30 protein-coding genes and 1 riboswitch are annotated in these 23,740 nt (G+C 48.8%); of the genes, 21 read left to right on the top strand and 9 right to left on the bottom strand.

The features are described 5' to 3' along the window. Positions 1-95: 95 nt before the first annotated feature. The 4 genes from BN3279_RS19955 to BN3279_RS19940 are packed head-to-tail and all read right to left on the bottom strand — an operon-like array spanning position 96 to position 3,290. Positions 96-395 carry a metal-sulfur cluster assembly factor gene (locus BN3279_RS19955; protein ID WP_059053302.1) on the bottom strand — a complete coding sequence of 100 codons (300 nt, stop codon included), beginning with the start codon at positions 393-395 and terminating at the stop codon, positions 96-98. Positions 396-417: 22 nt separating this feature from the next. Then, positions 418-1,659, bottom strand: a complete 1,242-nt coding sequence (locus BN3279_RS19950; protein ID WP_082673150.1) for a heme-copper oxidase family protein — start codon at positions 1,657-1,659, stop codon at positions 418-420. A 14-nt stretch (positions 1,660-1,673) separates the two neighbouring features. After that, positions 1,674-2,243 carry a DUF2249 domain-containing protein gene (locus tag BN3279_RS19945; protein ID WP_059053301.1) on the bottom strand — a complete coding sequence of 190 codons (570 nt, stop codon included), beginning with the start codon at positions 2,241-2,243 and terminating at the stop codon, positions 1,674-1,676. Between the two features lie 45 nt (positions 2,244-2,288). Continuing rightward, entirely contained in the window at positions 2,289-3,290 is a 1,002-nt protein-coding gene (locus BN3279_RS19940; RefSeq protein WP_059053299.1) for a multicopper oxidase domain-containing protein, read from the bottom strand. A 317-nt stretch (positions 3,291-3,607) separates the two neighbouring features. On the opposite strand from BN3279_RS19940, the gene BN3279_RS19935 reads away from it, so the two are divergent. From BN3279_RS19935 to BN3279_RS19855, 17 genes are all read left to right on the top strand, one after another. Continuing rightward, positions 3,608-4,234 carry an FMN-dependent NADH-azoreductase gene (locus BN3279_RS19935; RefSeq protein ID WP_059053296.1) on the top strand — a complete coding sequence of 209 codons (627 nt, stop codon included), beginning with the start codon at positions 3,608-3,610 and terminating at the stop codon, positions 4,232-4,234. A 154-nt stretch (positions 4,235-4,388) separates the two neighbouring features. After that, the gene (gene infC, locus BN3279_RS19930) at positions 4,389-4,883 is read left to right on the top strand and encodes a translation initiation factor IF-3 (RefSeq protein ID WP_059053294.1); all 495 of its coding nucleotides are present in this window, start codon (positions 4,389-4,391) and stop codon (positions 4,881-4,883) included. Between the two features lie 107 nt (positions 4,884-4,990). Next, positions 4,991-5,713: an MgtC/SapB family protein gene (locus tag BN3279_RS19925; RefSeq protein WP_059053292.1), complete on the top strand. Its 723-nt coding sequence runs from the start codon at positions 4,991-4,993 to the stop codon at positions 5,711-5,713. Positions 5,714-5,824: 111 nt separating this feature from the next. Continuing rightward, positions 5,825-6,526 carry a response regulator transcription factor gene (locus BN3279_RS19920; protein WP_059053291.1) on the top strand — a complete coding sequence of 234 codons (702 nt, stop codon included), beginning with the start codon at positions 5,825-5,827 and terminating at the stop codon, positions 6,524-6,526. Next, positions 6,516-7,607 (top strand): sensor histidine kinase, encoded by a 1,092-nt coding sequence (locus tag BN3279_RS19915; protein WP_089153491.1) that lies wholly within the window; start codon positions 6,516-6,518, stop codon positions 7,605-7,607. Before BN3279_RS19920 ends, BN3279_RS19915 begins: the two co-directional genes overlap by 11 nt. A gap of 204 nt (positions 7,608-7,811) precedes the next feature. Then, the gene (locus tag BN3279_RS19910; protein ID WP_059053289.1) at positions 7,812-8,303 is read left to right on the top strand and encodes an RNA polymerase sigma factor; all 492 of its coding nucleotides are present in this window, start codon (positions 7,812-7,814) and stop codon (positions 8,301-8,303) included. Positions 8,304-8,447: 144 nt separating this feature from the next. Next, on the top strand, positions 8,448-9,290 hold the full coding sequence (locus BN3279_RS19905) for an aldo/keto reductase (protein ID WP_059053288.1): 843 nt from the start codon (positions 8,448-8,450) through the stop codon (positions 9,288-9,290). Between the two features lie 103 nt (positions 9,291-9,393). After that, positions 9,394-9,792 (top strand): hypothetical protein, encoded by a 399-nt coding sequence (locus BN3279_RS19900; protein WP_059053286.1) that lies wholly within the window; start codon positions 9,394-9,396, stop codon positions 9,790-9,792. Positions 9,793-9,923: 131 nt separating this feature from the next. After that, positions 9,924-10,853: a hypothetical protein gene (locus tag BN3279_RS19895; protein WP_059053284.1), complete on the top strand. Its 930-nt coding sequence runs from the start codon at positions 9,924-9,926 to the stop codon at positions 10,851-10,853. A 30-nt stretch (positions 10,854-10,883) separates the two neighbouring features. Next, positions 10,884-11,387, top strand: a complete 504-nt coding sequence (locus BN3279_RS19890) for a metallophosphoesterase family protein (protein ID WP_059053282.1) — start codon at positions 10,884-10,886, stop codon at positions 11,385-11,387. A gap of 243 nt (positions 11,388-11,630) precedes the next feature. Next, positions 11,631-12,698 (top strand): ABC transporter substrate-binding protein, encoded by a 1,068-nt coding sequence (locus BN3279_RS19885; protein ID WP_059053280.1) that lies wholly within the window; start codon positions 11,631-11,633, stop codon positions 12,696-12,698. Between the two features lie 34 nt (positions 12,699-12,732). After that, positions 12,733-13,650 (top strand): ABC transporter permease, encoded by a 918-nt coding sequence (locus BN3279_RS19880; protein ID WP_059053278.1) that lies wholly within the window; start codon positions 12,733-12,735, stop codon positions 13,648-13,650. After that, entirely contained in the window at positions 13,650-14,447 is a 798-nt protein-coding gene (locus BN3279_RS19875) for an ABC transporter ATP-binding protein (RefSeq protein WP_059053276.1), read from the top strand. The genes BN3279_RS19880 and BN3279_RS19875 overlap by 1 nt, the downstream gene beginning before the upstream one ends. Before the next feature lie 139 nt (positions 14,448-14,586). After that, entirely contained in the window at positions 14,587-14,889 is a 303-nt protein-coding gene (locus BN3279_RS19870) for an antibiotic biosynthesis monooxygenase family protein (protein WP_059053275.1), read from the top strand. A gap of 53 nt (positions 14,890-14,942) precedes the next feature. Further along, positions 14,943-15,458, top strand: coding sequence for a GNAT family N-acetyltransferase (locus tag BN3279_RS19865; RefSeq protein WP_059053273.1), 516 nt, complete (start codon positions 14,943-14,945; stop codon positions 15,456-15,458). A 27-nt stretch (positions 15,459-15,485) separates the two neighbouring features. Further along, positions 15,486-16,088: a TVP38/TMEM64 family protein gene (locus BN3279_RS19860; protein ID WP_059053271.1), complete on the top strand. Its 603-nt coding sequence runs from the start codon at positions 15,486-15,488 to the stop codon at positions 16,086-16,088. A 63-nt stretch (positions 16,089-16,151) separates the two neighbouring features. Further along, positions 16,152-17,366: an MFS transporter gene (locus BN3279_RS19855; RefSeq protein WP_059054588.1), complete on the top strand. Its 1,215-nt coding sequence runs from the start codon at positions 16,152-16,154 to the stop codon at positions 17,364-17,366. 103 nt (positions 17,367-17,469) lie between these two features. On the opposite strand, the gene BN3279_RS19850 is transcribed toward BN3279_RS19855, so the two are convergent. Next, entirely contained in the window at positions 17,470-18,165 is a 696-nt protein-coding gene (locus tag BN3279_RS19850; RefSeq protein WP_059053269.1) for a metal-dependent hydrolase, read from the bottom strand. Between the two features lie 286 nt (positions 18,166-18,451). Between BN3279_RS19850 and BN3279_RS19845 the strand changes: the two genes are divergently transcribed. The 4 genes from BN3279_RS19845 to BN3279_RS24410 all read left to right on the top strand — a co-directional run bounded on the left by BN3279_RS19845 (position 18,452) and on the right by BN3279_RS24410 (position 21,104). Beyond that, the gene (locus BN3279_RS19845) at positions 18,452-19,090 is read left to right on the top strand and encodes a DsbA family oxidoreductase (RefSeq protein ID WP_059053268.1); all 639 of its coding nucleotides are present in this window, start codon (positions 18,452-18,454) and stop codon (positions 19,088-19,090) included. A gap of 259 nt (positions 19,091-19,349) precedes the next feature. Beyond that, positions 19,350-20,243, top strand: a complete 894-nt coding sequence (gene rpoD, locus BN3279_RS19840) for an RNA polymerase sigma factor RpoD (protein WP_059053266.1) — start codon at positions 19,350-19,352, stop codon at positions 20,241-20,243. A 134-nt stretch (positions 20,244-20,377) separates the two neighbouring features. Next, positions 20,378-20,746, top strand: coding sequence for an aminoglycoside 6-adenylyltransferase (locus BN3279_RS24415; protein WP_316245765.1), 369 nt, complete (start codon positions 20,378-20,380; stop codon positions 20,744-20,746). Between the two features lie 22 nt (positions 20,747-20,768). Then, on the top strand, positions 20,769-21,104 hold the full coding sequence (locus BN3279_RS24410) for an aminoglycoside 6-adenylyltransferase (protein WP_316245764.1): 336 nt from the start codon (positions 20,769-20,771) through the stop codon (positions 21,102-21,104). 91 nt (positions 21,105-21,195) lie between these two features. Here the strand turns inward: BN3279_RS24410 and BN3279_RS19830 are convergent, their stop codons facing one another. The 4 genes from BN3279_RS19830 to BN3279_RS19815 all read right to left on the bottom strand — a co-directional run bounded on the left by BN3279_RS19830 (position 21,196) and on the right by BN3279_RS19815 (position 23,696). After that, positions 21,196-22,284, bottom strand: coding sequence for a hypothetical protein (locus BN3279_RS19830; RefSeq protein WP_082673149.1), 1,089 nt, complete (start codon positions 22,282-22,284; stop codon positions 21,196-21,198). Positions 22,285-22,376: 92 nt separating this feature from the next. Further along, complete coding sequence (crcB, locus tag BN3279_RS19825; RefSeq protein ID WP_059053262.1) at positions 22,377-22,742, bottom strand: fluoride efflux transporter CrcB; 366 nt, start codon at positions 22,740-22,742, stop codon at positions 22,377-22,379. Next, positions 22,739-23,131, bottom strand: a complete 393-nt coding sequence (gene crcB / locus BN3279_RS19820) for a fluoride efflux transporter CrcB (protein WP_059053260.1) — start codon at positions 23,129-23,131, stop codon at positions 22,739-22,741. Before crcB (BN3279_RS19820) ends, crcB (BN3279_RS19825) begins: the two co-directional genes overlap by 4 nt. A 44-nt stretch (positions 23,132-23,175) precedes the next feature. Further along, a riboswitch (Fluoride riboswitch) is annotated at positions 23,176-23,237 on the bottom strand. A gap of 45 nt (positions 23,238-23,282) precedes the next feature. Next, positions 23,283-23,696, bottom strand: coding sequence for a DUF4183 domain-containing protein (locus BN3279_RS19815; protein WP_059053259.1), 414 nt, complete (start codon positions 23,694-23,696; stop codon positions 23,283-23,285). Positions 23,697-23,740 lie beyond the last annotated feature (44 nt).

The following is a 23,740-nucleotide window of genomic DNA, read 5'->3' as shown; positions in this document are numbered from 1 at the left end:
AGACGTGTAAATACGGTCAGCACAGACACAAGCAAGTGCCAAAGAAGGATATCCTTCTTTGGCACTTGCTTTTTTATCGTTATTATATCCCTGACTCAGAAATGTCCAAGCTCCTCTTTGGCGGCTTCAGACATATTAGCCGGGGACCAGCGTGGCTCCCAGACGATATCTACCTCCGGATCGGTAATGCCTAACTGGTCATTCAACGCAAAGCGAACGCCACCTACAATGGTGTCATGCATAGGGCAGCCTGGCGTAGTTAAGGTCATTTGAATATAAACCTGATCGTCGTCCTCTCGAATGTCGTATACCAGTCCAAGATCAACGATGTTGACTCCAAGCTCGGGATCATATACCTGGCGTAAGGCTTCACGGATTTGTTCGATTCTGTTCATAGATTATTCCTCCAGTTTGAATTTAATGGGCAAATACCAAAGCAATGATTGTGATATAGGCGAGGGAGACAACCGAAAGCATGGCTCCTCCCAGGGCAACGACTAATGAGAAGCCAAGAACCAGCCCCATCAGAACCGTCAAATTGGCACATAAGATAAGGGTTAAGCCAAGGTTGACCTTGCGATCATCCAGCAGATCTGCGAGTACCGGTGTTCCTGGCTTCCCGGCTTGTTTGCCGTATTTATGGGTCCACCATAGAAAAGGCACGATTTTTGATACATAGCCAAGTACAGTAAAGGACACCCAGCAGCTAAGATACACCCAACCTGCAACTAACACGGTAGACGTATCCAGCAAGCTCTCCGGCAGCAAGATGGCCCGGATGAAGAATAAGGCAGTGAATAAGGCCAGCAATTGGCTTCCTGTAACAGCCCATTCGATGCCAGCTCCGGGGCTGCGCTTGTGCCGTTTCTTACGGATTTGCAGCAAATGTATATTGTAGACAATCAGCGCAATAGCAATAAGCCCTAATGAGGCAATCTTAAATCCGATAGGGGAGCCCAGCAGGAAGGAGCCTGCTCCCAGTAACACACCGGCATTCCACAGACCAAGCACAACATACTCCAACCGGAGGGAATAGTCATGGGATAGATAGAACATGGGCAGTAGCTTGTAGCTGAATCCAGTGATTAGAAGACCAAACCATCCCAAGGTTCCCAGCCAGATATGGGCGCCGAACAGGTTCTCATGCCAATCGCTCCATAAGCCGGTAGCAAAGCCGATACCCATCGTCATACCGGTTAAACCGGTTAACAGCAGAAAGGTCACGGCACAAGCGGTGCTGAGAGTGATAGCATTCCAAAGCTTTGCGCGCAGTAGTGTTGCGGCCATATTCCAGACGAATAGCACGATGCCGGAGAAGGCAACGGTAGCAAAGCCGCCAATCCAATACGTATCGCCTTGGACGAAGCCAAATAGCAAACCAAACAAACCAACGGTAAACAAGACGTAATGGATATAACCAAGCCGCTCACTGTAGAGGTTAGCTTGCAGGATAACGTTGATCAGTTGGTAAACGGCACCCATCGCCAGCATAGTAGCCCACCCTAGTACAAACAGATGAACCTGGAACCAGCCAGCCGGGCCACGAATATCCTCACCGAGCCAGCCTGTAAATGACATGAGAGAGGTAGCATGGAAGAGAACAAATCCGAAAATCCCTGTAACAATAAATAGAAAGGGTAGACGGGACATTGCCGGCATTGGTGGTCACCTCCTTAAGGCTTGTGTATCTTCACCTTGGCTGATCCATCGGGTTGTTCCTCGACGGTATAAGTACAGCCTAAGCTGTTCAATTCTTCAATCAGAAAGACGGGCACCCGATCATTATGGATATGGACCTCTCCGCCGGGCTTGCTACGTCCAATGGCAGCAAGGGTACGTACCATGGGTTGGGGAGGTTCAAGACCACGATTGTCAAGCTCGATAATGGCTTGCTTCTGTTCCGCTGAGCAGTCTTGCACATCGGGGGAAGCATCCGGACGATCCTCTTGGGACTTCGCTTCCTTGGAACCCTCGAGCTGTTGTTGCTCCAGCCAGGCCTTATTCTTTTTGTGAACAAAGGTGGTTACCCAATGCTCCTTCTCCAGCATCTCGGCTTTACCGGCAAATCCTCTCATCTTCAATAAACCGATTAGCGGCGTGGGCTTGAAGGTAGCATGTAAGACGAATATATCGTCTTGCTCTACTGTCTTGATGGTATCCATAATAAGCTGAAATGGCTCAAGCTTGTTTCTGAGCTGTTCCCGTACATCTAGTTCGACTATTTTGGCATCTGCTTGGTTCATGTCAATCACCTCTATAATTATTTGATTTCACAGAGTAGGAGCCAGTTAATGGCTCATCGTAGGCTCGCCATGGTCCTGCCCGTCATGGGTGGCTCTTAGAATGGCGATAGCTCCCTTGAAGGCATCGTTCAACTGATGCGTCAGAACGGGGTAATCCCCAGCTTCTGTCACCGTAAACTCAACGACAGCTCCGCCCCCAGCCGGGATAAGGACAGTCTGCATGCCGTAAAGAACGTTCTGCGGATTCCCATCCAGGTAAACGCGGTCAAAGGTAGTGCCTACCACATGGAATGAGGACACATGATTAGGTCCTGCGTTCATGACGTACAGACGTACTTTGTCTCCGACCTTGGCTAGCAAGGGCTTCTCCTTGAGAGAGAAGTCATCTCCGTTGAATACCACATATTCCGGGTCGCCGTGCTGAAAATCATCTAAATCGTTCTCTGCGTACCATTCGCTCTGAACCAGGGTGTAGGTTTGATCAATCTCGTGATCGGTCTCATAGCCGTCTTCAGGTTCGACGATGATGGTTCCATACATGCCATTAGCGACATGAAGCAATACCGGGCTCGCTCCGCAATGATACATAAATACGCCAGGCGTATCTGCCGAATATTCGAAGGTGCCTTGCTCATCAGGCATAATTTCAATGAACTTGCGACTCGGCGCAGCATGAACTGCATGAAAATCCATCGAATGCGGCATCTCGGGGTCCATATTAACGAGCGTAAATTGAAGCAAATCACCTTGCTTGACGCGTAAGACAGGCCCAGGTACGATTCCATTAAAAGTCCACGCATTATAGATTACATCCTGCGAAATTTCGATATCCGTCCGCTGGGCCGTCATTTCAATGCGAACTACATTGCCATCCCGCTGAATCACGGGAGACACAGGCGCTTGATTAATCCGCTGCGCTTCGGGCAACGCAGTTAGATCCTCCTCAGCTTCATCCGAACCGGGAGAGATGGCAAGCCAGGCGGCAGTGATCATGATAAGGGCTGAGATGACTAGAACAAGCCCTCTCAGCAGCTTGAACTGCTTCATATCCATTTTCCTTTCTATACGAGTTAACCGATTGTCGGTGATTTTTATTTAAGATAAGCAATTTAAGCGTAAGTGGAGCGGACCAGCGGGATTGTGATATAAATCACTTGAATATTGTCGAAATTGCATAAGTCATGCTTAAACCGCTGCCATATAACACAAGATAAAATGCAAGCAATTTAAATTGCAAAAATTAAGCTAGCTAGAATTGACAAAGTTAAAGTTAGGCTTTATTATAATTATTGTTTGAAAGTAACATTTTAAATAATAGATACTATAAAAAAGATAGTAATAACTATTGGTTGGAGGGAACCTACATGTCTCAAGTATTATTCGTAAAAGCTAATGGCCGTCCTGCGGATCAATCTGCAACGGTGAAATTGTATGAAAGCTTTGTGCAAGCTTATAAAGAAACACATCCTCAGGATTCCGTAACGGAACTGGATTTGTTCGAACTGGATTTGCCTTACTATGATGTAGACATGCTGAACGGCTTGTTCAAAGTAGGAAAGGACATTCCGGCAACGCCTGAAGAGCAAAAAGCTGCTACTTTGGCTAACGGCTATCTTGAGCAATTCTTGCAAGCGGACAAAGTCGTATTTGCTTTCCCACTGTGGAACTTTACGATCCCTGCTCAATTGTTGACTTACTTGTTCTACCTGAACCAAGCAGGCAAGACATTTAAATACACAGAACAAGGTCCTGTAGGCTTGCTTAGTGATAAGAAGGTAGCATTACTTCACGCTCGTGGCGGTGTTTATTCCGAAGGCCCAATGACTGCGCTGGAAATGTCCCTGAACTACGTGAAGAACACTTTGGGATTCTGGGGAATTACCAATCCGGAAGTTGTGGTTGTTGAAGGTCATAACCAATTCCCGGATCGTGCTGAAGCCATTATCCAAGATGGTGTGCAACGTGCAGCTGCCCTTGCAGCACAATTTTAATAGCATGAATTAATGATTGGCATAATGCCGCTTTTCCCGGAACCTTCCGGGGGAAGCGGCTTTTTTGTTTGGGTTAAATATGGGGAGGTTTGGCCCAAAGTCAGCAGTTCTGCTATAATACGGCTATTATGAGCAGTGGGGACGGGGAATCAGAATGATAATTATGAATGAGAAGATTAAAGCCTTGGAAGTCTCGGTGACGGGTGTGGATGGCGAAGATCTGGGTATTATGAATACGAAGGATGCGCTCAAGCTGGCGAAGTCCTTGAAGGTAGATCTGGTCTGTACTTCGCTGTTCTCCAGTCCGCCGCCATGCCAATTGGTCAGAGGATCAGAGCATCAGGCCAAGCAGCGTCAAGCCAAGGGGCAGGAGCGGAAGCAGGCTACAGGGGGCAAGCTGAAGGAAATTCGTCTTACAGCACACATTGAAGAGCATGATTATGATACTAAGAAGCGTCAAGCTGAGCGGCTGCTGTCTTCCGGTCATGACGTGCAATTAACCGTGCTTGTGGACCGTAAACAATCCGAGCCTGCACGAAAACTGGCGGAGGAACTGGCCCACGATTTGAAGCATTGCAGCCAGCAAGAGCGGGGAATCCAGGTGAGTGGCAAGCAGGTCGTGGTCATCCTCAGAGCGGTTCGCGAATAGAGTATAACGTGAAAAGCGTTGAAATAGAACTACAGCGCCCTGCTGATTTATCCTCAGCAGGGCAGTCTTCTGTCAGTTGGAAAGAAATATAGAAGGAGCGGTAATTTATGTTGTTCTTAGATTGGGATTGGGAGACGGTAATAAAGCTTTGCCTTGCCTTATTATTTGGCCTGTTTATCGGGATTGACCGTCAACTCAAGCAGAAGCCGCTGGGAATCAAGACGAGTATGGTCATTTGTATTGCCAGTTGTCTGGTAACTATCGTGTCTATAGAAGCCTTTGCCAAATTTGCCGGACCGGATCACCCGAATATGGACCCGATGCGACTGGCGGCTCAGGTGGTGAGCGGTATCGGTTTTCTCGGGGCAGGTGCTATTCTGCGACGGAGCAATGAAGGAATCTCGGGCCTGACTTCGGCAGCGATGATCTGGGCAGCATCGGGAATCGGAATTGCCATTGGCACCGGATTTTATGTAGAGGCGGCTTTAACCGTCATTTTATTGATTATTTCCGTCAACTTTGTCCCTTATCTTATAAAGTGGATTGGGCCCTACAAGCTGAATCAACGGGATGTCTCCATTAAGATCGTGATGGAGGATCACGGCAACGTCACTGAACTGATTCAGATTATTGAACGTAATGATGAGCAAGGACCTGGACTTCGCGCTAATCCACACCGTATTCGTCGGTTGAAGATCAAGGACCTGGAAGAGGGAAGACAACGTATAGATATGGTAATCACCGCCTCCGAGCGAGAATATGCGACAGCAATCTATCATTTTCTCCGCAAAATTGATCATGTTATTAGTGTGGAAGTGGAAAATTTGTAATTTATTATGAATAGATATTGTAACCTTTTATTTGTAATTGGATGCAAAAGACATGGTATGATGTTACTGTGCTTGATGTATACCTAGCTCAAATAAAGGATGATACGGTTAATGAGTAAACGAATTCTGATCGTTGATGATGATGATAAAATTGCAAAGCTGATCGAAATATACTTGGTTAATGAAGGATATACCGTAGTGAAGGCTGTCAATGGCCTGCATGCGCTGGAGATTACAGATAAGGACGAAATTGATCTCGTTATTCTTGACGTTATGCTTCCTGGCCTTGATGGCATCTCGGTGTGTATGAAAATTCGGGAGACCCGTACAACTCCGATTCTGATGCTTAGCGCCAGAGACGGGGACATGGACAAGATTACCGGACTTATGACCGGAGCCGACGATTATATGGTGAAGCCCTTTAATCCGTTAGAACTCGTAGCACGGGTCAAATCGTTGCTACGCCGCTCCTCATATGCGGCCCAGCCGCAGTCGTCGCAAGGGAATCAAGAAAATATTATCAAGCTGGCTTCCTTGCAAATTGATAAGGAAACGCATACAGCAACCGTAGATGGCAATCCATTGAAGTTGACGCCCATTGAGTTTGGCATTTTACATCTTCTGGCCAGCCATCCCGGGCGGGTATTTGGCTCGGAAGAAATCTTCGAGCTGATCTGGAAGGACAAATACCTGGAGAGCGGAAATTCCGTCACGGTGCATATCAGCCGTTTGCGGGACAAGCTGGAGAAGGAAATGGATGGGGAGAAGTTGATTCGTACCGTATGGGGGGTCGGCTACAAACTTGAAAGCTAGCTTGCGTTTTTTGGCCTGGTTGTTCTGGACGGTTATAGCTTCTTTAGTGTCGCTATTTGTGCTTATTCTGCTGGCTCGATTGTTCTATGTTGTATTTCCCAGCTTAAGCTTCTACACCATCGTATTGTGGATTAATCGAAACATCGGATTTCCGTTAGCTTACTACTTAATGGGTGTGCCCATTATTCTGCTGTTCTCTTTGTATTTCTATCGCCGGGGCATACGTCGTCACGAGAAGAAATATCTGGAGCTGTTAATTGAAGAGGTGCACAAGATTGAAGATGGATCGGTCCGCAAAATACCGGTGGAGAATGTAGGACAATTAGGCCAGCTTGCCACGGATATCAATCGGATGGTGGAACGTCTTCGTACCTCCATGGAAGAAGAGCGGCGGGCCGAGCAGACTAAAAATGAACTGATTACGAACGTCTCTCACGACTTGCGTACCCCGTTGACGTCTATCACAGGATACTTGGGGCTTATTGAACAGGATCGTTACCGCGATGAGGTCGAACTGCGCTATTACGTCAACATGGCCTATGAGGAATCGCTGCGGTTGAAGCAATTGCTCCAGGATTTGTTCGAGTATACACGGATGCAGAACAAGGAAATGAAACTCGACAAAACGCGTATCAATCTGGCTGAAATGCTGCATCAAATCTCTGCTCACTTCGGTTGGCAGATGCAGGAGAGTGGTATGGAGTTCCGCATTTATCTGCAAGGCCCGCTCCTCGTGCAAGCCGATGGAGACAAGCTTAGGAGAGTCTACGAGAATCTGATTACAAATGCAATTCGTTATGGTCAGGAAGGCAGATACGTTGATATTCGCGGCTGGCAGGAAGGCAATGAAGTCGTCACCGAGGTTGTCAATTACGGAGAACCGATTCCAGCGGCCGACCAGCCTCATCTCTTTGACCGCTTCTACCGGGTTGAGAAATCCCGTGCTGTTGATACCGGGGGCTCCGGAATTGGGCTTGCGATCGCCAAGCATGTCGTTGAACTTCATCAAGGGGGCATTGGCGTCGAGAGCAATGAATTCCGTACGGCTTTTATCGTCCGGTTGCATAGAGACGTGACCTGATTCAGCCTAGATATCATCAACAAAAGATGGTTACAACCTCAATGTAGACGCCGCAAGGCGTCTCTTTTGTTTAAGAATTTGCAGAGATTTCTTAAGGAAAACTTAATAATTTCTTAGCCGGGACGCAAACTCTGTTCGTCATAATGAACTCAAGACAGAAACAGATAACTTGGCTATGAGGTTGGAGAAAGTGAGGTATGAATCATGAATACACGATCATTAGACCTGCTTTACCGTGAATATAAAAATGACGTATTTCGATATTTATACAGTATGTGCCGCAATTTGCATACGGCGGAGGATTTAATGCAAGAAACCTTTTGCCGGGCGCTGAAGCATTTGGAAGAGGCGGAGGGGAAACGGGCCAAGGCTTGGTTGCTACGCGTTGCCCATAATGCTTACATAGACACATTGCGCAAGGAGAGCCGTTCTTCGTCTTACGAGAATGAGTTCTTCTACCGCTATGCCAGCGACGACACGCCGGAGAAGTCTATCTTGGGTCAGGAGAGCGAACGGGAATTATATGCCATGTTATCCCAGCTTCAGCCCAAGCAGCAGCATGCTGTGCTGCTCTACAACGTGCATGGATTCTCTTATCAGGAATCGGCTGATCTGATGGGTATCTCTTTGTCACACTTTAAAATTTTACTTTATCGCGCTCGTCAAAAGCTGCGCCGCTCCAAAGAAACGGCTTAATCTGAATCATCCATCTTCCAGAAGGCTGCCTCCGGGCGGCCTTTTTGCTATGAACTGTTCTTTTCAACCTATTTGATGTAGGATGTAGGGGAAGAATAACAGAATCCAGAAAAAGTAAATCACATAGAGGGAGGAATAAAGAATATGGCAAACACATTACAGGCTACGGTGACTCTAAATAATGGCATTCAAATGCCTTGGTTTGGACTTGGTGTCTACTTGGCGAAGGAAGGTCAAGAAGTAGTGGACGCGGTTAAATCAGCGATTCGGACGGGATACCGCAGTATCGACACGGCCGCGGCTTATCGTAACGAAGAGGGCGTAGGACAGGCTGTTCGGGAAGCGCTTCAAGAGAATGACCTGCGTCGGGAAGACCTGTTCATTACCTCCAAGGTTTGGAATTCTCATCAGGGATATGAGACGACGCTAGCTTCTTTTCACGAGAGCCTGGAGCGCTTGCAATTGGATTATTTGGATTTATTCCTGATCCACTGGCCAGTCAAGGAGAAGTACAAGGATACGTGGCGGGCACTGGAAAAGGTATACTCTGAGGGCAAGGTGCGGGCCATCGGAGTAAGTAATTTTCAGGTACATCACCTGGAGGATTTATTGATAGAAGCAAAGGTAGTGCCTGCTGTGAATCAAATCGAGTTGCACCCTTATCTGACCCAGAAGGAACTGCGGACCTATTGCCAGTCCAAGGGCATTCAGGTGGAAGCCTGGTCCCCGCTTGGACAGGGCAATCTGTTGACTCATGACACGATCAAGACTATAGCCGGGAAATACGGGAAGTCGGCGGCTCAAGTGATTTTGCGTTGGGATTTGCAATCACAGATCATCACGATTCCCAAATCGGTCCATGAAGCCCGAATCGTGGAGAATGCGGATATCTTCGACTTTTCGCTGTCAGCGGAGGATGTGGAAGCAATTGATGGTCTCAACCGGAATCAGCGATTCGGCTCGGACCCGGACAATTTCAACTTCTAGGTAACGATACAAGTATCAGAATAGAGATTTAGGCTGGTTCCTGTGCATTTCGTGGTAAAATGAAGTGTCTCAGTCTACATACATGAACGGGAGAGTTGAATGCATGAAGAGTTCGAAGGGTTATTTTTATTACTTTGTCTGGATGCTTGGAGCGCTGGTGCTGCTGTATTATGGAGGCAAGTTTCTCGGCATGATGGAGCAAAAAACGCAAACCTTTTATCGAATAGATTACGCCCTGATTGGGGAAATCGTTTATGCTTTTGTATTTGGTCTGTATTTAAGCTGTCTGAACGGAGTACCTAATCGCAGGAAATTCCACAGACCCTTACTGGCCTTTGTATTTATCCCCAGCTTTTTATTAGTGATTTACCCGATTATTACGATTTATGTGAAGCAAATTTACATCGTTGGCTACTATCAACTCATTCAAGACCCGCAATTATTTTTCTTTGGCATGCTCAGTGGTCTCTCCCTAGTTAAAAGCATGTTCACCACCCGTTAGCTATCATTCAGACGGGAAGGTATATAGCATATCACCCGCAGGCCTTGAAACTCCGGGCTTTTCATTCCGTAATACATCTTAGTTATTGTTTACCGAAGACCTACATCGGTACAGTATAAGGGGGAAACGGAATGTTTGAGGATTTGAATGTACGGCTGGCAGAGATTAAGGAACAGGGCCGGAGTCAGGAGAAATGGGAAGGTCAGCTAAAGGCGCTTAGAGAAGAGCTCACTGTCCTACTGGCGGATCGCGATCGCTGGCAGCGTAGATTATCCTCCGAGGAGGAGGATGTTCAGAGACTGTCCTCGATGTCTTTATCCAATTTACTGGCTACCTTATTGGGTAATAAAGCAGAGAAACTGGACCGAGAGCAACGCGAAGTGCTTGAGGTGAAGGTGAAGTTTGACACGGCCGCTGCGGCTGTTCGTCATATGGAGGAGCAGATATCCGGGCTAGAGCAGAAATTGCTGCAGATCAGCGGCTGGAAAAATGATTACCAGCGTGTATTTCAGGCCAAGGAGAAGCAGATTCTGGAGCAAGATACAGAGCTTCGGGAATTGGCCGAATACGAGGCCGTTCTAACCGTGCAATTGAAAGAGGTCCGGGAAGCGCTGCATGCCGGTCAGTCTGTACAGCATGATTTGAGTTCAGCGGAGGATAGCCTGCATTCGGCCAAGAACTGGGGCACTTACGATATGCTTGGTGGAGGAATGTTGTCCACACATATCAAGCATGGTCATATCGATGAGGCGATGCATAACATCAATGTAGCTCAGCACAGTCTGAAGCGCTTCGAACGGGAGCTTAGCGATGTTGGATCAACCTTGCCTGAGGGAATGGTTATTTCCGGAATGCTTAAATTTTCCGACTATTTCTTTGATGGACTCATTGTTGACTGGCTGGTACAGGGACAAATTCACGATTTGCTGACTCAGGTTCAAGCTAACCATACGGCGGTAAGACAGGTGGTACAGGAACTGGAAACGACGCAGCGCAAGCTGGAGTCCGAATGGGCTCAAGTGAACCGGAAGTATGTGCAAACGGTGGAGATTTATCGCTAATTGTGGACTGATCAGGATGGAGGTATAGGCATGCGTATAGGTGTAGTTTCGGATACCCATATGCCACGCCGTGGGGCGGGGCTTCCGCCCAAGCTGCTTCAAAGCTTCAAGACCTGTGATTTAATTCTGCATCTTGGGGATTGGGTCACCCTTGAGGTATGGGAACAGCTTAAAGCATTGGCCCCGGTGGACGGGGTGGCGGGCAATAACGATCCAGCGGAAATTGTCAGACGCTTCGGCAACCACAAGATTCTGGAACTGGGCGGGTACCGAATTGGCTTAACCCACGGTCATCTGCCTGGCGGGGGCTACGGAGCTAGAGAGAACGCGCAGCGGACCTTTGCTGGCCAACCGGTCAATGCTGTACTGTTTGGTCATTCTCACCAACCGCACTTGAGCGAGAGTGGAGGCGTGCTCTGGTTCAACCCCGGTTCGCCAACAGATAAGCGGCGTGAGGCCAAGTATAGCTTTGGTCTGATCGACTTGACCGAACAAGGCCTTCAGGCCAGGCATATTTATTTCAGTGGCAAGTGAGCCGCTCGCATCATGTGCGCTGGAATTATTTTTAGTAGGGAACCCGCATAGGCGGGTTTCTTTTGTTATTGACGGATAATTGACCACCATTTAATATAGGAATAATACTTCCCGTCCGCGCGAAGCGAACGCGTGCCCATTTATGCTTTATTACTTTTATCTATGAAAGCGTTAATCGGATCTAGCTTTACAGCTTAAACCAAGCGGGGGCACTAATTTTAAGAAGAGAGAAGGGGAACAGAGATGAAGAAGAAATTGGGATGGCTTGTACTCTTATCGTTAATGGTGGTAAGCATTGTAGGTTGTGGCAGCAATAATACTAATTCCGGAAGTGCTAATGCCGGAAATACCGGGCAGGAGCAAAGCGGCTCGGAAGAAGGCACAAATGCGGCCAAGGACTCCTACAAAATTGCTATCTCGCAAATTGTGGAGCATCCTTCGCTGGATGCCACTCGTGAAGGCTTCCTGGCGGCATTGAAGGACGCAGGCATCGTGGAGGGCGAGAACCTGAAGCTTGATTACAACAATGCGCAGGGAGATGCGACAAACAATACGACCATTGCCCAGAAGATTGCTGGCGAATCGTATGATTTGGTGCTTGCAATCGCAACACCTCCGGCACAAGCAGTTGCACAGCAGGTCAAGAACTCGCCGATTTTGTTCGCGGCTGTTACGGACCCGTTAGATGCGAAGCTGGTTAATAATCTGGATCAACCAGGTGGCAATATTTCTGGTGCCTCCGACACAAACCCTGAGGCAATTGTGAAGCTGATGGATTTCATCGCAACACACTTTACAGACGTGAAGTCGGTAGGCCTGGTGCTCAATCAAGGGGAGCCAAATGCGGTAATTATGGCTAACCATGCGGAGAAAGCATTGGAAGCTCATGGGATCAAGCTGGTGAAGGCTTCTGTTACGAATACGTCAGAAGTGAAGCAGGCGGCTGAATCCCTAGTAGGACGCGTAGACGCACTCTATATCACGCTGGATAATACCGTGGTTGAAGCGGTCAGCACGGTCATTCAGGTGGCTAATAATAATGACTTGCCGTTCTTCTCCAGTGATCGTGATACGGTAGAGCACGGGGCCTTTGCTACCGTAGGCTTCAAATACTACGATCATGGCTATCAAGTGGGAGAAATGGCTGTAGAGGTCTTGAAGAATGGCAAAAAGGTCGGCGATTTGAAAGTGACGGTTCCGGATAAGCTTGATCTGATTCTGAACCTCAAGGCTGCGGCTGAGCAAGGTATTGAAGTGACTGACGCCATGAAGGATGAAGTCATCGATAAGGAAAATAACATACTCGAATAGACAGAAAATCTCCACATCTGGAGGAGGAACTATCATGATAAACTCGCTGCTCGGAGCTTTGGAATCCGGCCTGCTGTATGCGCTAATGGCGCTTGGCGTCTACATTACGTTTCGGATTCTGGATTTCCCGGATCTGACGGTAGATGGCAGCTTTACAACTGGTGGAGCAATCGCCGCAGTGATGATTACCGGGGGATTCTCCCCCTGGATCGCTACGGCTGCGGCTTTTTGCGGCGGACTGGTTGCGGGAAGCATAACCGGGATGATTCATACCAAGGGACGTATCAATGGCCTGTTATCCGGGATATTGATGATGATTGCCCTGTATTCTATTAATATGCGTATTATGGGCAAGCCAAATGTGGCTTTGCTGGGAGAAACGACTTTGTTCAGTTCGCTGTCTCCACTCTTGTTCATGCCCTTTGTGGTCATCGCTATCAAGCTGCTGCTGGACTTGTTCTTCCGCACGGAGTGGGGCCTGGCTTTGCGAGCCACAGGAGATAACAAGCGGATGATTCGCAGCTTTGGAGCAAATACCGACTTTACGATTATTATTGGACTTAGCCTCTCCAACGGGCTTGTCGCTTTGTCCGGGGCGTTAATCGCACAGCAGTCCGGCTTTGCAGATATCTCCTCGGGTATCGGCATGATCGTTATCGGACTGGCTTCCGTTATTATCGGGGAAGCCATCTTCGGGGCACGCACGGTATTCTGGGCTACCCTGGCTGCCGTTCTTGGCTCCATTGTGTACCGCCTGGTCGTTGCCATGGCCCTGCGCGTGGAATGGTTGGAGCAAACCGATTTGAAGCTTATTACAGCGGTCATCGTCATCGTTGCACTGGTGTTGCCTACCCTGCAGCGTTCCTGGAAGCAGAAGAAGCAGGCTCAGCGCCGTGCCGATGAGATTGCTCAAATAGCCGCCGAGCGCCAAACCGCGGGAGGTGGACTGTAATGCTGCAGCTATCTCGCGTATCCAAGCTGTTTCACCCCGGTACACCGGATGAGAAAATTGCTCTGATCAATGTGAATCTGCATCTGGAGCCAGGCGATTTCGTCACGGTCATCGGGAGTAATGGAGCTGGCAAGTCGACGCTGATGAACATGATTTCCGGTGTAATCAAACCTGATGCCGGAGAGGTGCGAATCGGGGGAGAAGATATCGGTCATCTCCCGGAGCATCAACGCAGCCGCTGGATTGGCCGCGTATTCCAGGACCCCATGGCTGGAACGGCTCCGCATATGACGATTGAAGAGAATTTGGCAATGGCTTATTCTCGTGGTAAGCGGCGGTCACTACGCATTGGCGTCTCCCCCAAGCGACGGACCTTGTTCCAGGAGGAACTCGGCAGACTTGGCATTGGGCTGGAGAACAGGCTACGGGCCAAGGTTGGCAGCTTGTCCGGCGGAGAACGTCAGGCGCTTAGCCTGCTGATGGCTACATTTACGCAGCCTCAGATTCTGCTGCTTGATGAGCATACTGCGGCATTGGACCCGGCTCGGGCGGAGTTGGTGACGAAGCTGACCCAGGATATCGTCAATGAATTACATCTGACAACCTTGATGGTCACCCATAATATGGAGCAGGCGATTCGTCTCGGCAACCGCTTGATCATGATGGATGGAGGGCGCATCATCCTGGATGTAGATGCGACGCGCAAGCACGACTTAACCATGGAGCAATTGCTTGGTGAGTTCGAGCGTATCAGCGGCCGGAAGCTGGCCGATGACCGCGTTGTGCTGGGCGGATAATAAGCAAATAGGAAAGCGCAGGCTAAAGGGGAAGCACATCTCTTGGCCCGCGCTTTTTCTTGTCCTTTTGCGGCAGTTTTTGGATTCATAAAGCCCGAGGTCCATGCTATAATCAGTTGAACAGAAAGGGGAGGAGAGAATGATTCTTGAGGTTGCCCAATTGCAGGTAAAGCCCGGCATGATCAATGAGTTCGAGAGTAACTTCCGTCAGGCGTCAAAGATCATTAGCGGGATGAGCGGGTATATCCATCACGAACTGCAAAAGTGCGTGGAGGTGGAGAACAAATATATCTTGTTAGTCAAGTGGGATTCGATTTCAGCCCATGAGGTTGGGTTCCGGCAATCTGCGGAGTATCAGGAATGGAAGGCTCTGCTGCATCATTTCTACGATCCCTTCCCCACGGTTGAGCATTATGTACAAATCCGTCATGAACTGCCGTAGGGATGAATTGTTGGTGCATGACATATTCCGTTAAATGAAGGGTCAGGTAGTAGATGACAAAGTTTGATTTCGACTATACGATTGAAGATGCTGACTTGGAGGATTTGGCGGCTATTGTGGATATCTACAACGAAACCATTTCCAGCCGGAGCGTCACTGCTGACTTGGAGCCGGTAACTGTGAATGATAGGTTGAAGTGGTATGCCGAGCATTCACCGACCACACGTCCCCTATGGGTATTACGTTCGGAAGGCAGGGTCATTGCCTGGCTTAGCCTGCAATCCTTCTATGGACGTCCGGCTTATGCCGCTACGGCGGAAGTGAGTATTTATATCAGTGAAGCCTGGCGTGGCAGGGGGCTCGGCAGTATATTAATGAATCGGCTCTTTGAAGCCTGCCCACGCATCGGAGTGAAGACGCTGCTAGGATTTGTATTTGGACATAATGATCCCAGCCTTGGCTTACTGGCCAAGCATGGTTTCGAACGTTGGGGGAATCTGCCACAGGTAGCGAACCTGGACGGAGTAGAGAGGGATCTCATCATTTTGGGTAAACGGGTAGAAGTATAGACTTTAAGCGAATGGAGTACGGATATTTTGAATGAATGGGTTAGTCAAATCGCGGATTGGTTTTTGGCAACGACTTCTCTAGGCGGTTATTCAGTTCTGCTATTAACGATTCCACTGGCGGTCATTCAGGGCCTGTTCGGCTTCTTTCCTTTTGCTACCCTGGTGCTGCTGCATATTTCCTTGCTTGGCATTGCAGAGGGGCTACTGGCCAGTTGGATTGCTGGATCATCGGCTGGCTTGATCGTTTATTTATTATGTGGATACTGGTTCACCGATTGGTTCAACCGCAAATGGATGCATAAGCTGAAGAAATATGAGAAATGGCAGAAGGGACTAGACCGTTATGGTGTTTGGGCGGTCATCTTCCTGCGGACGATTCCGATTATGCCGAACAATATCATCTCCTTCATGTCGGCCATCTCAAGCCTCAAGCTCAGGTCCTATGCATGGTCCAACATGGTCGGTAATCTATCCAGCATTTGGCTGTTCGGGTTAATCAGTGCGCCGATCGTATTTCCCGGCGTTAATTTGAGCAAGTTGGTCTTGTCCTACGCTTTGTTCCTGCTGACGCTTGGCGTCATCTTTATCCTTAGACAGCGGACGATTACGAATAAAGAACACAAGGCTTGACAAGATAAAGAGAAATTGGATTGAATGGGAGGATTTAAGTTGAAAGCCAGTGAAAATAACAGCATGACTGCTCGGGCTCCCAAGCAGCGGAAGCTGCTCTTCAGCGCCGGACTGAGCTGGATGTTCGACGCTATGGATGTGGGTATCATTTCATTCATTGCAGCCGCCTTGGCGGTGGAGTGGAGCTTGACTCCACAGCAAACCGGCTTCTTTACAGCCATTAATTCGGTCGGAATGGCCTTCGGAGCTGCGATTGCAGGCTATATGGCCGATAAATTCGGGCGCAAATCGGTCCTGCTCTGGACGTTATTGATTTTCTCTATCGCTAGCGGTCTATCGGCTGTGGCTACCGGCTTCGCCGTGTTGTGCGTGCTGCGCTTTATTGCCGGCTTCGGCCTGGGAGGAGAACTCCCTGTCGCTTCGACGCTGGTCTCGGAATCCGTGCCAGCCAAGGAGCGTGGCAGAGCCGTGGTCTTGCTGGAGAGCTTCTGGGCGGCTGGTTGGATTGCCGCCGCATTGATTTCCTATTTTGTCATTCCAAGCTACGGCTGGCAAGCCGCCTTCTTGATTGGGGCTACACCGGCATTGTATGCCTTGTACCTGCGCAAATCGATACAAGATCCACCTCGCTTCAAGAAGCAAGCGGCCAGGGGAGAGGGGAAAGGCCTATCGTTCATGGAGCGCTTCCGCTCTGTCTGGACAGGCCCGTATCGGCGTTCGACCATCATGTTGTGGATTCTCTGGTTCACCGTCGTCTTTTCCTATTACGGCATGTTTCTATGGTTGCCTTCCGTGATGATTATTAAAGGATTTACCTTGGTGAAGAGCTTTGAATATGTACTGATCATGACGCTCGCGCAGCTTCCTGGTTATTTTACCGCAGCTTATTTCATCGAGAAATTCGGGCGGAAGTTCGTGCTCGTGCTCTATCTTGTGCTTACAGCAGCAAGCGCCGCCTGGTTCGGAAATGCGGATACCGAAGGGATGCTGCTGGCTTCGGGAATCTGCCTGTCCTTCTTTAACTTGGGAGCCTGGGGCGGCATGTACGCCTATACGCCGGAGCTGTACCCAACGAAGGTACGGTCCACAGGAGTTGGACTTGCAGCTTCATTTGGCCGAATCGGTGGCATTATCGCACCTTATCTGGTCGGAGTGCTCGTTGCTCGGCAAGTAGCGATTGGCGGCATTTTCTGGATGTTCTTTATTACGGTGCTCGTGGGTGCTGTGGCTGTCTTCTTCCTTGGAGTCGAGACGAAGGGGAAAGAGTTAGTCGACTGATTACAATTCCTACAGCAAACAAGCCTTTGGCTCCATCTGAATACATCAGATGACGGCCGAAGGCTTGTTGTTATGAGAGTGATTAAGCTTGAGTTATTGTCAGTCAGTTCCAGGTTTCGGTGTCTAGCTGTTCCCCCGGCTTCAAGGCATGGCCCTGTATGCCTAGGTGGTACAGCTTCTCTGCAAATTGGCTGCCATCTTGGGCAATGGCATCAAAGGTGTTGTAATGCACGGGAACGACATGCTTGGCTCCGATCCATTCGGCTGCCATTACTGCATCCTCTGGTCCCATCGTGAAGTGGTCGCCAATAGGGAGAAAAGCTAAGTCTACCGGGCGACGCAGGCCTACCAGCTTCATGTCACTGAACAAAGCCGTATCTCCGGCATGGTACAGAACCAAGTCGTTAATTTCAAGCAAAATTCCGGCAGCCACCCCCATATACAAATTGATGCCGTCTTGATGGATAGAGGTGCTGTGCAGGGCAGGTACCCATTTGATTCTTCCGAACGGGAATTCGCGGGAACCGCCCAGGTTCATGCCCACTGTCTCCAGGCCTGACGCAGCCAAATAATCCGCCAACTCGACAATGGCAAGAATAGGAGCATTGTTCCGCCTTGCGATACTTTCGGCATCACCAACATGATCAGAATGCCCGTGGGTAAGCAGAATAAAATCCGCTTTAATATCGTCCGCGGCGGCTCCGGCTTCGGGGTTGCCCGTAAGGAACGGATCGATAATCAGTTGGAATTTGCCGGTATTCACGTGAACGCAGGAATGTCCCAAATACGTAATCTTCATTCCATTCACCTCGCCTTAATTTTGAATATGATCGTTGTCTATTTGAACAACCTCTATTATAGCTTTTCCATTAGTGCAAGTCACACTTCACTGGTTTGACAGGTGCATATTTGTGCCGAAATGCCATATGCTTTGGAGGTACGGTACTCTCCGGCATGGTTGAAGCTGTGGGGGAGGGGTAATGATAAAGGGAGATATGAAGTAGGAGTTGCTTCATGGAAAAAGACGCGTTATTATGGAATTTGGGCCTCTTCTTGGAAGGGCCATGGTTTAGGAGGAATGAAAGATGAAGATTGAGATTTGGTCGGACTTTGCTTGTCCTTTCTGTTACATTGGCAAGCGCCGTTTGGAAAAGGCGTTGGATTTGTTTGAGCATCGTGATAAGGTAGAGGTTATTTACCGCAGCTTTGAATTGGACCCGGGAGCTCCACGAGATACGGAATCCAGTATTTATGAATTACTGGCTGTCAAATACGGCCTAAGCCTGCAGCAGGCTCAGGAATCCAATCAGAATGTAGCCCAACAGGCCAAGGCGGATGGGCTGAACTATCATTTTGACACGCTGATCCCGACAAATACGTTTGATGCTCACCGTTTGTTGCATTACGCGGCTGCACATGGCAAAGCCAAGGAAATGAGTGAGCATTTATTTCGCGCTTACTTTACGGACTCATTACATATTGGGGATCATGAGGTGCTGCAGAAGTTGGCTGAAGAGACCGGGCTGGATGGTCGTGAGGCCAAAGCAGCGCTGGAGCAAGGTGAATATGCGGAAAATGTTCGCGAGGACGAAGGCGAAGCAAGAAAGCTCGGCATTCGCGGAGTACCTTTTGTCGTAATCAAGGGTAAATTCGCAGTATCTGGCGCACAGCCGGTTGAAATTTTTCAGGCAGCTTTACAGCGGGCTTGGGAGGATCAGGCCTGATCGATGTAGAATACAAAAGAATAAGAGGACAAAAAAAACGCTGATCCTCAAGGGTCAGCGTCTCATTCATGAATTCATTGTTCAAAACCTTGTATTATAACCTGTCCTGTGGTACAATGACGGATAGCCACTCACATAATGTAGCAATAATCTTCTCAATAATAGCATAATATCAATGATTTGTCAAATGTAATGGCAGGTCTTAGAGATAAAGAAGCATTTCTTATAGTTTTCATTTTTTAGGGTGGGGGTCTGAAAGATGGCAGAGGACTTGAAGCAGGGTGAAGTGGAATATACCGATGACCTGACGTTGCCGCCAGGTATAAAGATCGATGATCCGGTACGGATGTATTTGAAGGAGATTGGACGGGTGCCTCTGTTGTCCGCCGAGGAGGAAATCAATCTCGCTAGGCGGATTGAGAACGGGGATGAGGAAGCCAAGCGTCGTTTGGCTGAAGCCAATTTACGCCTGGTTGTAAGCATCGCTCGGCGTTACGTGGGACGCGGTATGGTATTCCTCGATCTGATTCAGGAAGGCAATATGGGACTGATTAAGGCTGTGGAGAAGTTTGATTACTCCAAGGGCTTTAAATTCAGTACGTATGCAACTTGGTGGATTCGTCAAGCGATTACACGGGCGATTGCTGACCAGGCGAGAACGATTCGTATCCCTGTTCACATGGTCGAGACAATCAATAAATTGATTCGCATATCCAGACAATTGCTTCAGGAAATTGGACGTGAGCCTACGCCTGAGGAAATTGCCAAGGAGATGGACTTGACTCCGGAAAAAGTGCGTGAAATCATGAAAATTGCTCAAGAGCCAGTGTCACTTGAGACCCCGATCGGGGAAGAGAACGACTCTAACCTGGGCGATTTCATTGAGGATCACGATGCTCCAGCCCCTGCGGAAGCAGCAGCTTACGAGCTGTTGAAGGAGCAGCTTGAAGAGGTGCTTGATACGCTGACTGAGCGTGAGGAGAATGTGCTTCGTCTTCGCTTCGGTATGGATGACGGGCGTACGCGCACACTGGAAGAGGTCGGTAAGGAATTTGGCGTAACCCGGGAACGAATTCGTCAGATTGAAGCCAAGGCATTGCGCAAGCTGAGACACCCTAGTCGCAGCAAGCGACTGAAGGATTTTATGGAATAGCATGAAGGATAAGACTCCCTGGGAATGGTTCCTGGGGAGTTTATTTGTTCTTATGAAAGTCAGGTAGATGCTTAAGATTGTGCACTCATTGAATGTATGGCTGGTCTGATCGAACAATGAAGGAGGGTTCCCCCGTGAGAACAGAAGAGGATATGATGGCTTTGATTTTGGACGTTGCCAGAAAGGACGAACAAATTCGTGCTGTGTATATGAATGGATCACGTACCAATCCGAATGTCCCCAAGGATATATTTCAGGATTACGATATAGTGTATGTCGTGACGGAAATAACTTCTTTTATCCAACAAACGGGATGGCTTGATGTGTTCGGTGATCGTATCATGCTGCAAGAGCCTGACAAAAATGATCTGGAAAGCGGTGGGAATCTAAGCCTCCAACGATCCTATGCGTATTTAATGTTGTTCGCAGATGGTAATCGAATCGATCTTCAGATTCAAACGAAAGAAGCCATGCTGGAGCGATACGGCAGTGATCTGACGTGATGAGTTGCCTTATGCAAAACAAATGTTTGAAGGCGTTATCAGGCCACCTCTGGATGAGATGGTATCATGGTGGGTGGGAGCGCAACAAAATTATAGTGTCTCGATTGGGAAAATGGGGAAATATATGAAAACGTACTTGCCGGAAGCATACTGGCAGATGTACGAGCAGACCTATTCAGACAGTAATTACGAGAAGATGTGGACGTCCGTCTTTGCAGCTTGTACATTGTTCAGACTGCTTGCAGGAGAGGTGGCTAAGGAATTAGGATACATCTACAACAAGGGGGAGGATCTCCAAATTACAAGATACTTAAAGCATGTACAACATTTGCCACGAGATGCCAAGGAGATCTATTGAGCGATCCCCTCATTGTTGATAGGTTCAACAATGAGGGGCCGTTTACCCAGCAGCAAGAAATTGTGGATATCAAATGTGAAGATCAGCTCTTTTAGTCACGGCTACGGATAGACTTGTGCGGCACGGCTTTAATAGGTCGCAAACGACTGATTAACTTGGGGGAGAGTGGGTGAATGCAGGCGTATTTGCCAGTTGCCCCACGCCGGACTCTATGCGTTCCCGGTTTGGCTACATGAGTGCCAAATACTCGCATGAACAAATCCACTGGATAGGCAATGGACAACATGCCGTTATCTGAGCCGGCAAAATTGACCGCTGCGGCATAGTTACCTTTGCGGGTCAGCCATACCGAACCCGAGTCCCCTTCCAGGGAAACGGGGCGTCTGCCACGTATAATACTTTGATCCTTAAAGGTAATGGTACCGAGGTTACCATAACCACCGTAATCCACTTGGACATCGGTATGAATGGACTCTACTGTACCTGTGACAACGCCGGTGGTGCGCCCTACCTTTTTGAAGCGATCTCCGATTTTATAGGCTTTTACGTAACCAGGCACTGTACCGAAGACAGCGTAAGCGGGCTTGAGCAAGGAACGGCGCAACGGCTTGGAGGTAGCGGCGTCCAGATAATTGGCTTTACGTTTGCTAAGCCTGACGAAGCGGTCAAGCTGACCGATCTGGTCACGGGGAACGGTGCCCCCATCAGCGCCTCCCGGTTGAATAGTAGGCGAGTAGCGCCGGGTGTTATTATCGACAAGCACGTGGTTGTTGCTAAGAATCAAGCGGCTACCTCCACATCCATCATTGCTTACGATCAGGCCGGCTGTGCCGGAACCTTCGGGAGTACCGACACTGTATCCCGCTATGACCGGGCGGATTCGCCGGGTGAAGGAGCTGCCGTTCGTCCCTTTTTTGCAAAATCGGGCAGAACGAACTACACGAAATGGAACACCGGACCGTGATTTCAAGTATCTGGGTACCGGAGGACGACGGTTTTTCTTATTCTTCCGGGTACGTCCTGTCGTTGCCAACGCATCGGCATATACGATAATGGCAGCGCCTTTCTTGGGATGCTTGGGATCACGTAGACCTACGCCTATTCCATGTATACCTTGTTGCTTAAGGATGCTACCGGCAATACGTTTCTTTAGCAAATAAGCTTGACGAAAACTGGCCAATGCTATCACCTTTTCTCGCATATCGCGGATTTGCTTTTATCGTATGCAGTTGCCGTGACAATGGATTACAAAGCGGGCGTTTGCCGGGGGAGCTAAAAGAGCAGCATTCCTGACCAGACGGCAACGAGCCCCAGTCCCAGGGAGGACAGAACGTAGAGGACTGCCTGTGTGCCGTGTCCGCTTTCGACGAGAGAAACAGCTTCATATCCGAACGTAGAGAAGGTTGTGTATGCGCCGCAAAACCCTGTGCCGAGAATAAGCCAGCTCCAGTCCGGTATTGTGCCACTCAGATGAAGTGAGGTTAATATGCCGAGCAGCAAGGAGCCGCTCAGATTGATGATCCAGGTTCCCCATGGGAATTTCCGTCCTCTTCCGGCAGTACGGAGGGAGACCCACCGCCCCAGATAAAAGCGCAACAATGTACCCAAGACCCCTGCAAGTCCAACAAAAATGATCATACGGATTCCTCCGTTTGCGTAATCCCTTTAGTTCGATGGCCTAACCATATCCCGAGCCGAATCATCGCCAGGCCTCCTGCTATATTGCTGACAACGTAAACGCCAGCGATAAGCAGATGACCCGTATGTAGGGCATCCACAGTCTGAGCGGCAAAGGTCGAGAACGTAGTAAAGGCACCAGTAAATCCCGTGCCAATGCCGAGATATACATCTTGCCGCATTTTTCTGGGATTGGCGACAGTGAAGAACCAGCCAAGGAACAGGCAACCGAGTAAATTAATTAATAAGGTGGGTAAAGGAAAGCTGTTAACGGCAGGTATCCATTGTCCGCAGGCATAACGGAGTATCGTGCCCAAAAATCCACCTATAATCAATGCCAGCACATTCATTATTCTGATCCTCCTCTTAAAAACAGATAGACTCCTACCAGTATCAACTGGTAGGAGTCATCAGCTCATCCGAGCGGTTAAGGCGAACTCCATCGCTCTATTATCACTGCAATCATTGTAGAAGAAAGCAGACAGGTTCGTCAATACGCTTTTACGTGAGGATCGTAATTTCTGGTGCTGATATGGTCTGAGGCGTTGTAATTGCTGAAGTTACGTCTCCAAAGCTACCAATTTCTAACTGGACAGGAATACCAGCGAACAAATCAGTAGTATCCAGCACAAGGCTGGCCGTTGACAGCGTGGACAATGAAGCTTGCTGCATAACGCCGTTGATATAGACATTGAAGTAGTCACTGCCAGTAAGCGTAGGCAGATCTGTCACCGGGCCGTCTGCATCATCAACAAAGCTGGCAGCAGGAATAGTCGTATCCGTTTCACTAATCATACCGGCTGTTAAGGTTGCGAAATAGCGTGTAACAGTAGGTGTAACTGTAGTGGTCACTTCACCTCCGGAAGCTACAGGAGCAGTAGATACAGCATTGAATACGGGTTTAACTACGGGCATGAAATTCACCTCCTAATCTCTGATCGTACCGAAAGATCCGATAC

This window comes from Paenibacillus senegalimassiliensis, from assembly GCF_001486585.1.
Classification (GTDB): Bacteria; Bacillota; Bacilli; order Paenibacillales; family Paenibacillaceae; genus Fontibacillus; species Fontibacillus senegalimassiliensis.
Note: the sequence above shows the minus strand (reverse complement) of the source record. Positions and strands in the feature narration are given on the sequence as shown.

Excerpts from the sequence above, each read along its gene's own strand:
- BN3279_RS19955 (WP_059053302.1), bottom strand. The coding sequence starts at position 395 with ATGAACAGAATCGAACAAATCCGTGAAGCCTTACGCCAGGTATATGAT.
- BN3279_RS19950 (WP_082673150.1), bottom strand. The coding sequence starts at position 1,659 with ATGCCGGCAATGTCCCGTCTACCCTTTCTATTTATTGTTACAGGGATT.
- BN3279_RS19945 (WP_059053301.1), bottom strand. The coding sequence starts at position 2,243 with ATGAACCAAGCAGATGCCAAAATAGTCGAACTAGATGTACGGGAACAG.
- BN3279_RS19940 (WP_059053299.1), bottom strand. The coding sequence starts at position 3,290 with ATGAAGCAGTTCAAGCTGCTGAGAGGGCTTGTTCTAGTCATCTCAGCC.
- BN3279_RS19935 (WP_059053296.1), top strand. The coding sequence starts at position 3,608 with ATGTCTCAAGTATTATTCGTAAAAGCTAATGGCCGTCCTGCGGATCAA.
- infC (WP_059053294.1), top strand. The coding sequence starts at position 4,389 with ATGATAATTATGAATGAGAAGATTAAAGCCTTGGAAGTCTCGGTGACG.
- BN3279_RS19925 (WP_059053292.1), top strand. The coding sequence starts at position 4,991 with ATGTTGTTCTTAGATTGGGATTGGGAGACGGTAATAAAGCTTTGCCTT.
- BN3279_RS19920 (WP_059053291.1), top strand. The coding sequence starts at position 5,825 with ATGAGTAAACGAATTCTGATCGTTGATGATGATGATAAAATTGCAAAG.
- BN3279_RS19910 (WP_059053289.1), top strand. The coding sequence starts at position 7,812 with ATGAATACACGATCATTAGACCTGCTTTACCGTGAATATAAAAATGAC.
- BN3279_RS19905 (WP_059053288.1), top strand. The coding sequence starts at position 8,448 with ATGGCAAACACATTACAGGCTACGGTGACTCTAAATAATGGCATTCAA.
- BN3279_RS19900 (WP_059053286.1), top strand. The coding sequence starts at position 9,394 with ATGAAGAGTTCGAAGGGTTATTTTTATTACTTTGTCTGGATGCTTGGA.
- BN3279_RS19895 (WP_059053284.1), top strand. The coding sequence starts at position 9,924 with ATGTTTGAGGATTTGAATGTACGGCTGGCAGAGATTAAGGAACAGGGC.
- BN3279_RS19890 (WP_059053282.1), top strand. The coding sequence starts at position 10,884 with ATGCGTATAGGTGTAGTTTCGGATACCCATATGCCACGCCGTGGGGCG.
- BN3279_RS19885 (WP_059053280.1), top strand. The coding sequence starts at position 11,631 with ATGAAGAAGAAATTGGGATGGCTTGTACTCTTATCGTTAATGGTGGTA.
- BN3279_RS19880 (WP_059053278.1), top strand. The coding sequence starts at position 12,733 with ATGATAAACTCGCTGCTCGGAGCTTTGGAATCCGGCCTGCTGTATGCG.
- BN3279_RS19875 (WP_059053276.1), top strand. The coding sequence starts at position 13,650 with ATGCTGCAGCTATCTCGCGTATCCAAGCTGTTTCACCCCGGTACACCG.
- BN3279_RS19870 (WP_059053275.1), top strand. The coding sequence starts at position 14,587 with ATGATTCTTGAGGTTGCCCAATTGCAGGTAAAGCCCGGCATGATCAAT.
- BN3279_RS19865 (WP_059053273.1), top strand. The coding sequence starts at position 14,943 with ATGACAAAGTTTGATTTCGACTATACGATTGAAGATGCTGACTTGGAG.
- BN3279_RS19855 (WP_059054588.1), top strand. The coding sequence starts at position 16,152 with ATGACTGCTCGGGCTCCCAAGCAGCGGAAGCTGCTCTTCAGCGCCGGA.
- BN3279_RS19850 (WP_059053269.1), bottom strand. The coding sequence starts at position 18,165 with ATGAAGATTACGTATTTGGGACATTCCTGCGTTCACGTGAATACCGGC.
- BN3279_RS19845 (WP_059053268.1), top strand. The coding sequence starts at position 18,452 with ATGAAGATTGAGATTTGGTCGGACTTTGCTTGTCCTTTCTGTTACATT.
- rpoD (WP_059053266.1), top strand. The coding sequence starts at position 19,350 with ATGGCAGAGGACTTGAAGCAGGGTGAAGTGGAATATACCGATGACCTG.
- BN3279_RS24410 (WP_316245764.1), top strand. The coding sequence starts at position 20,769 with ATGTTTGAAGGCGTTATCAGGCCACCTCTGGATGAGATGGTATCATGG.
- crcB (WP_059053262.1), bottom strand. The coding sequence starts at position 22,742 with ATGATCATTTTTGTTGGACTTGCAGGGGTCTTGGGTACATTGTTGCGC.
- crcB (WP_059053260.1), bottom strand. The coding sequence starts at position 23,131 with ATGAATGTGCTGGCATTGATTATAGGTGGATTTTTGGGCACGATACTC.
- BN3279_RS19815 (WP_059053259.1), bottom strand. The coding sequence starts at position 23,696 with ATGCCCGTAGTTAAACCCGTATTCAATGCTGTATCTACTGCTCCTGTA.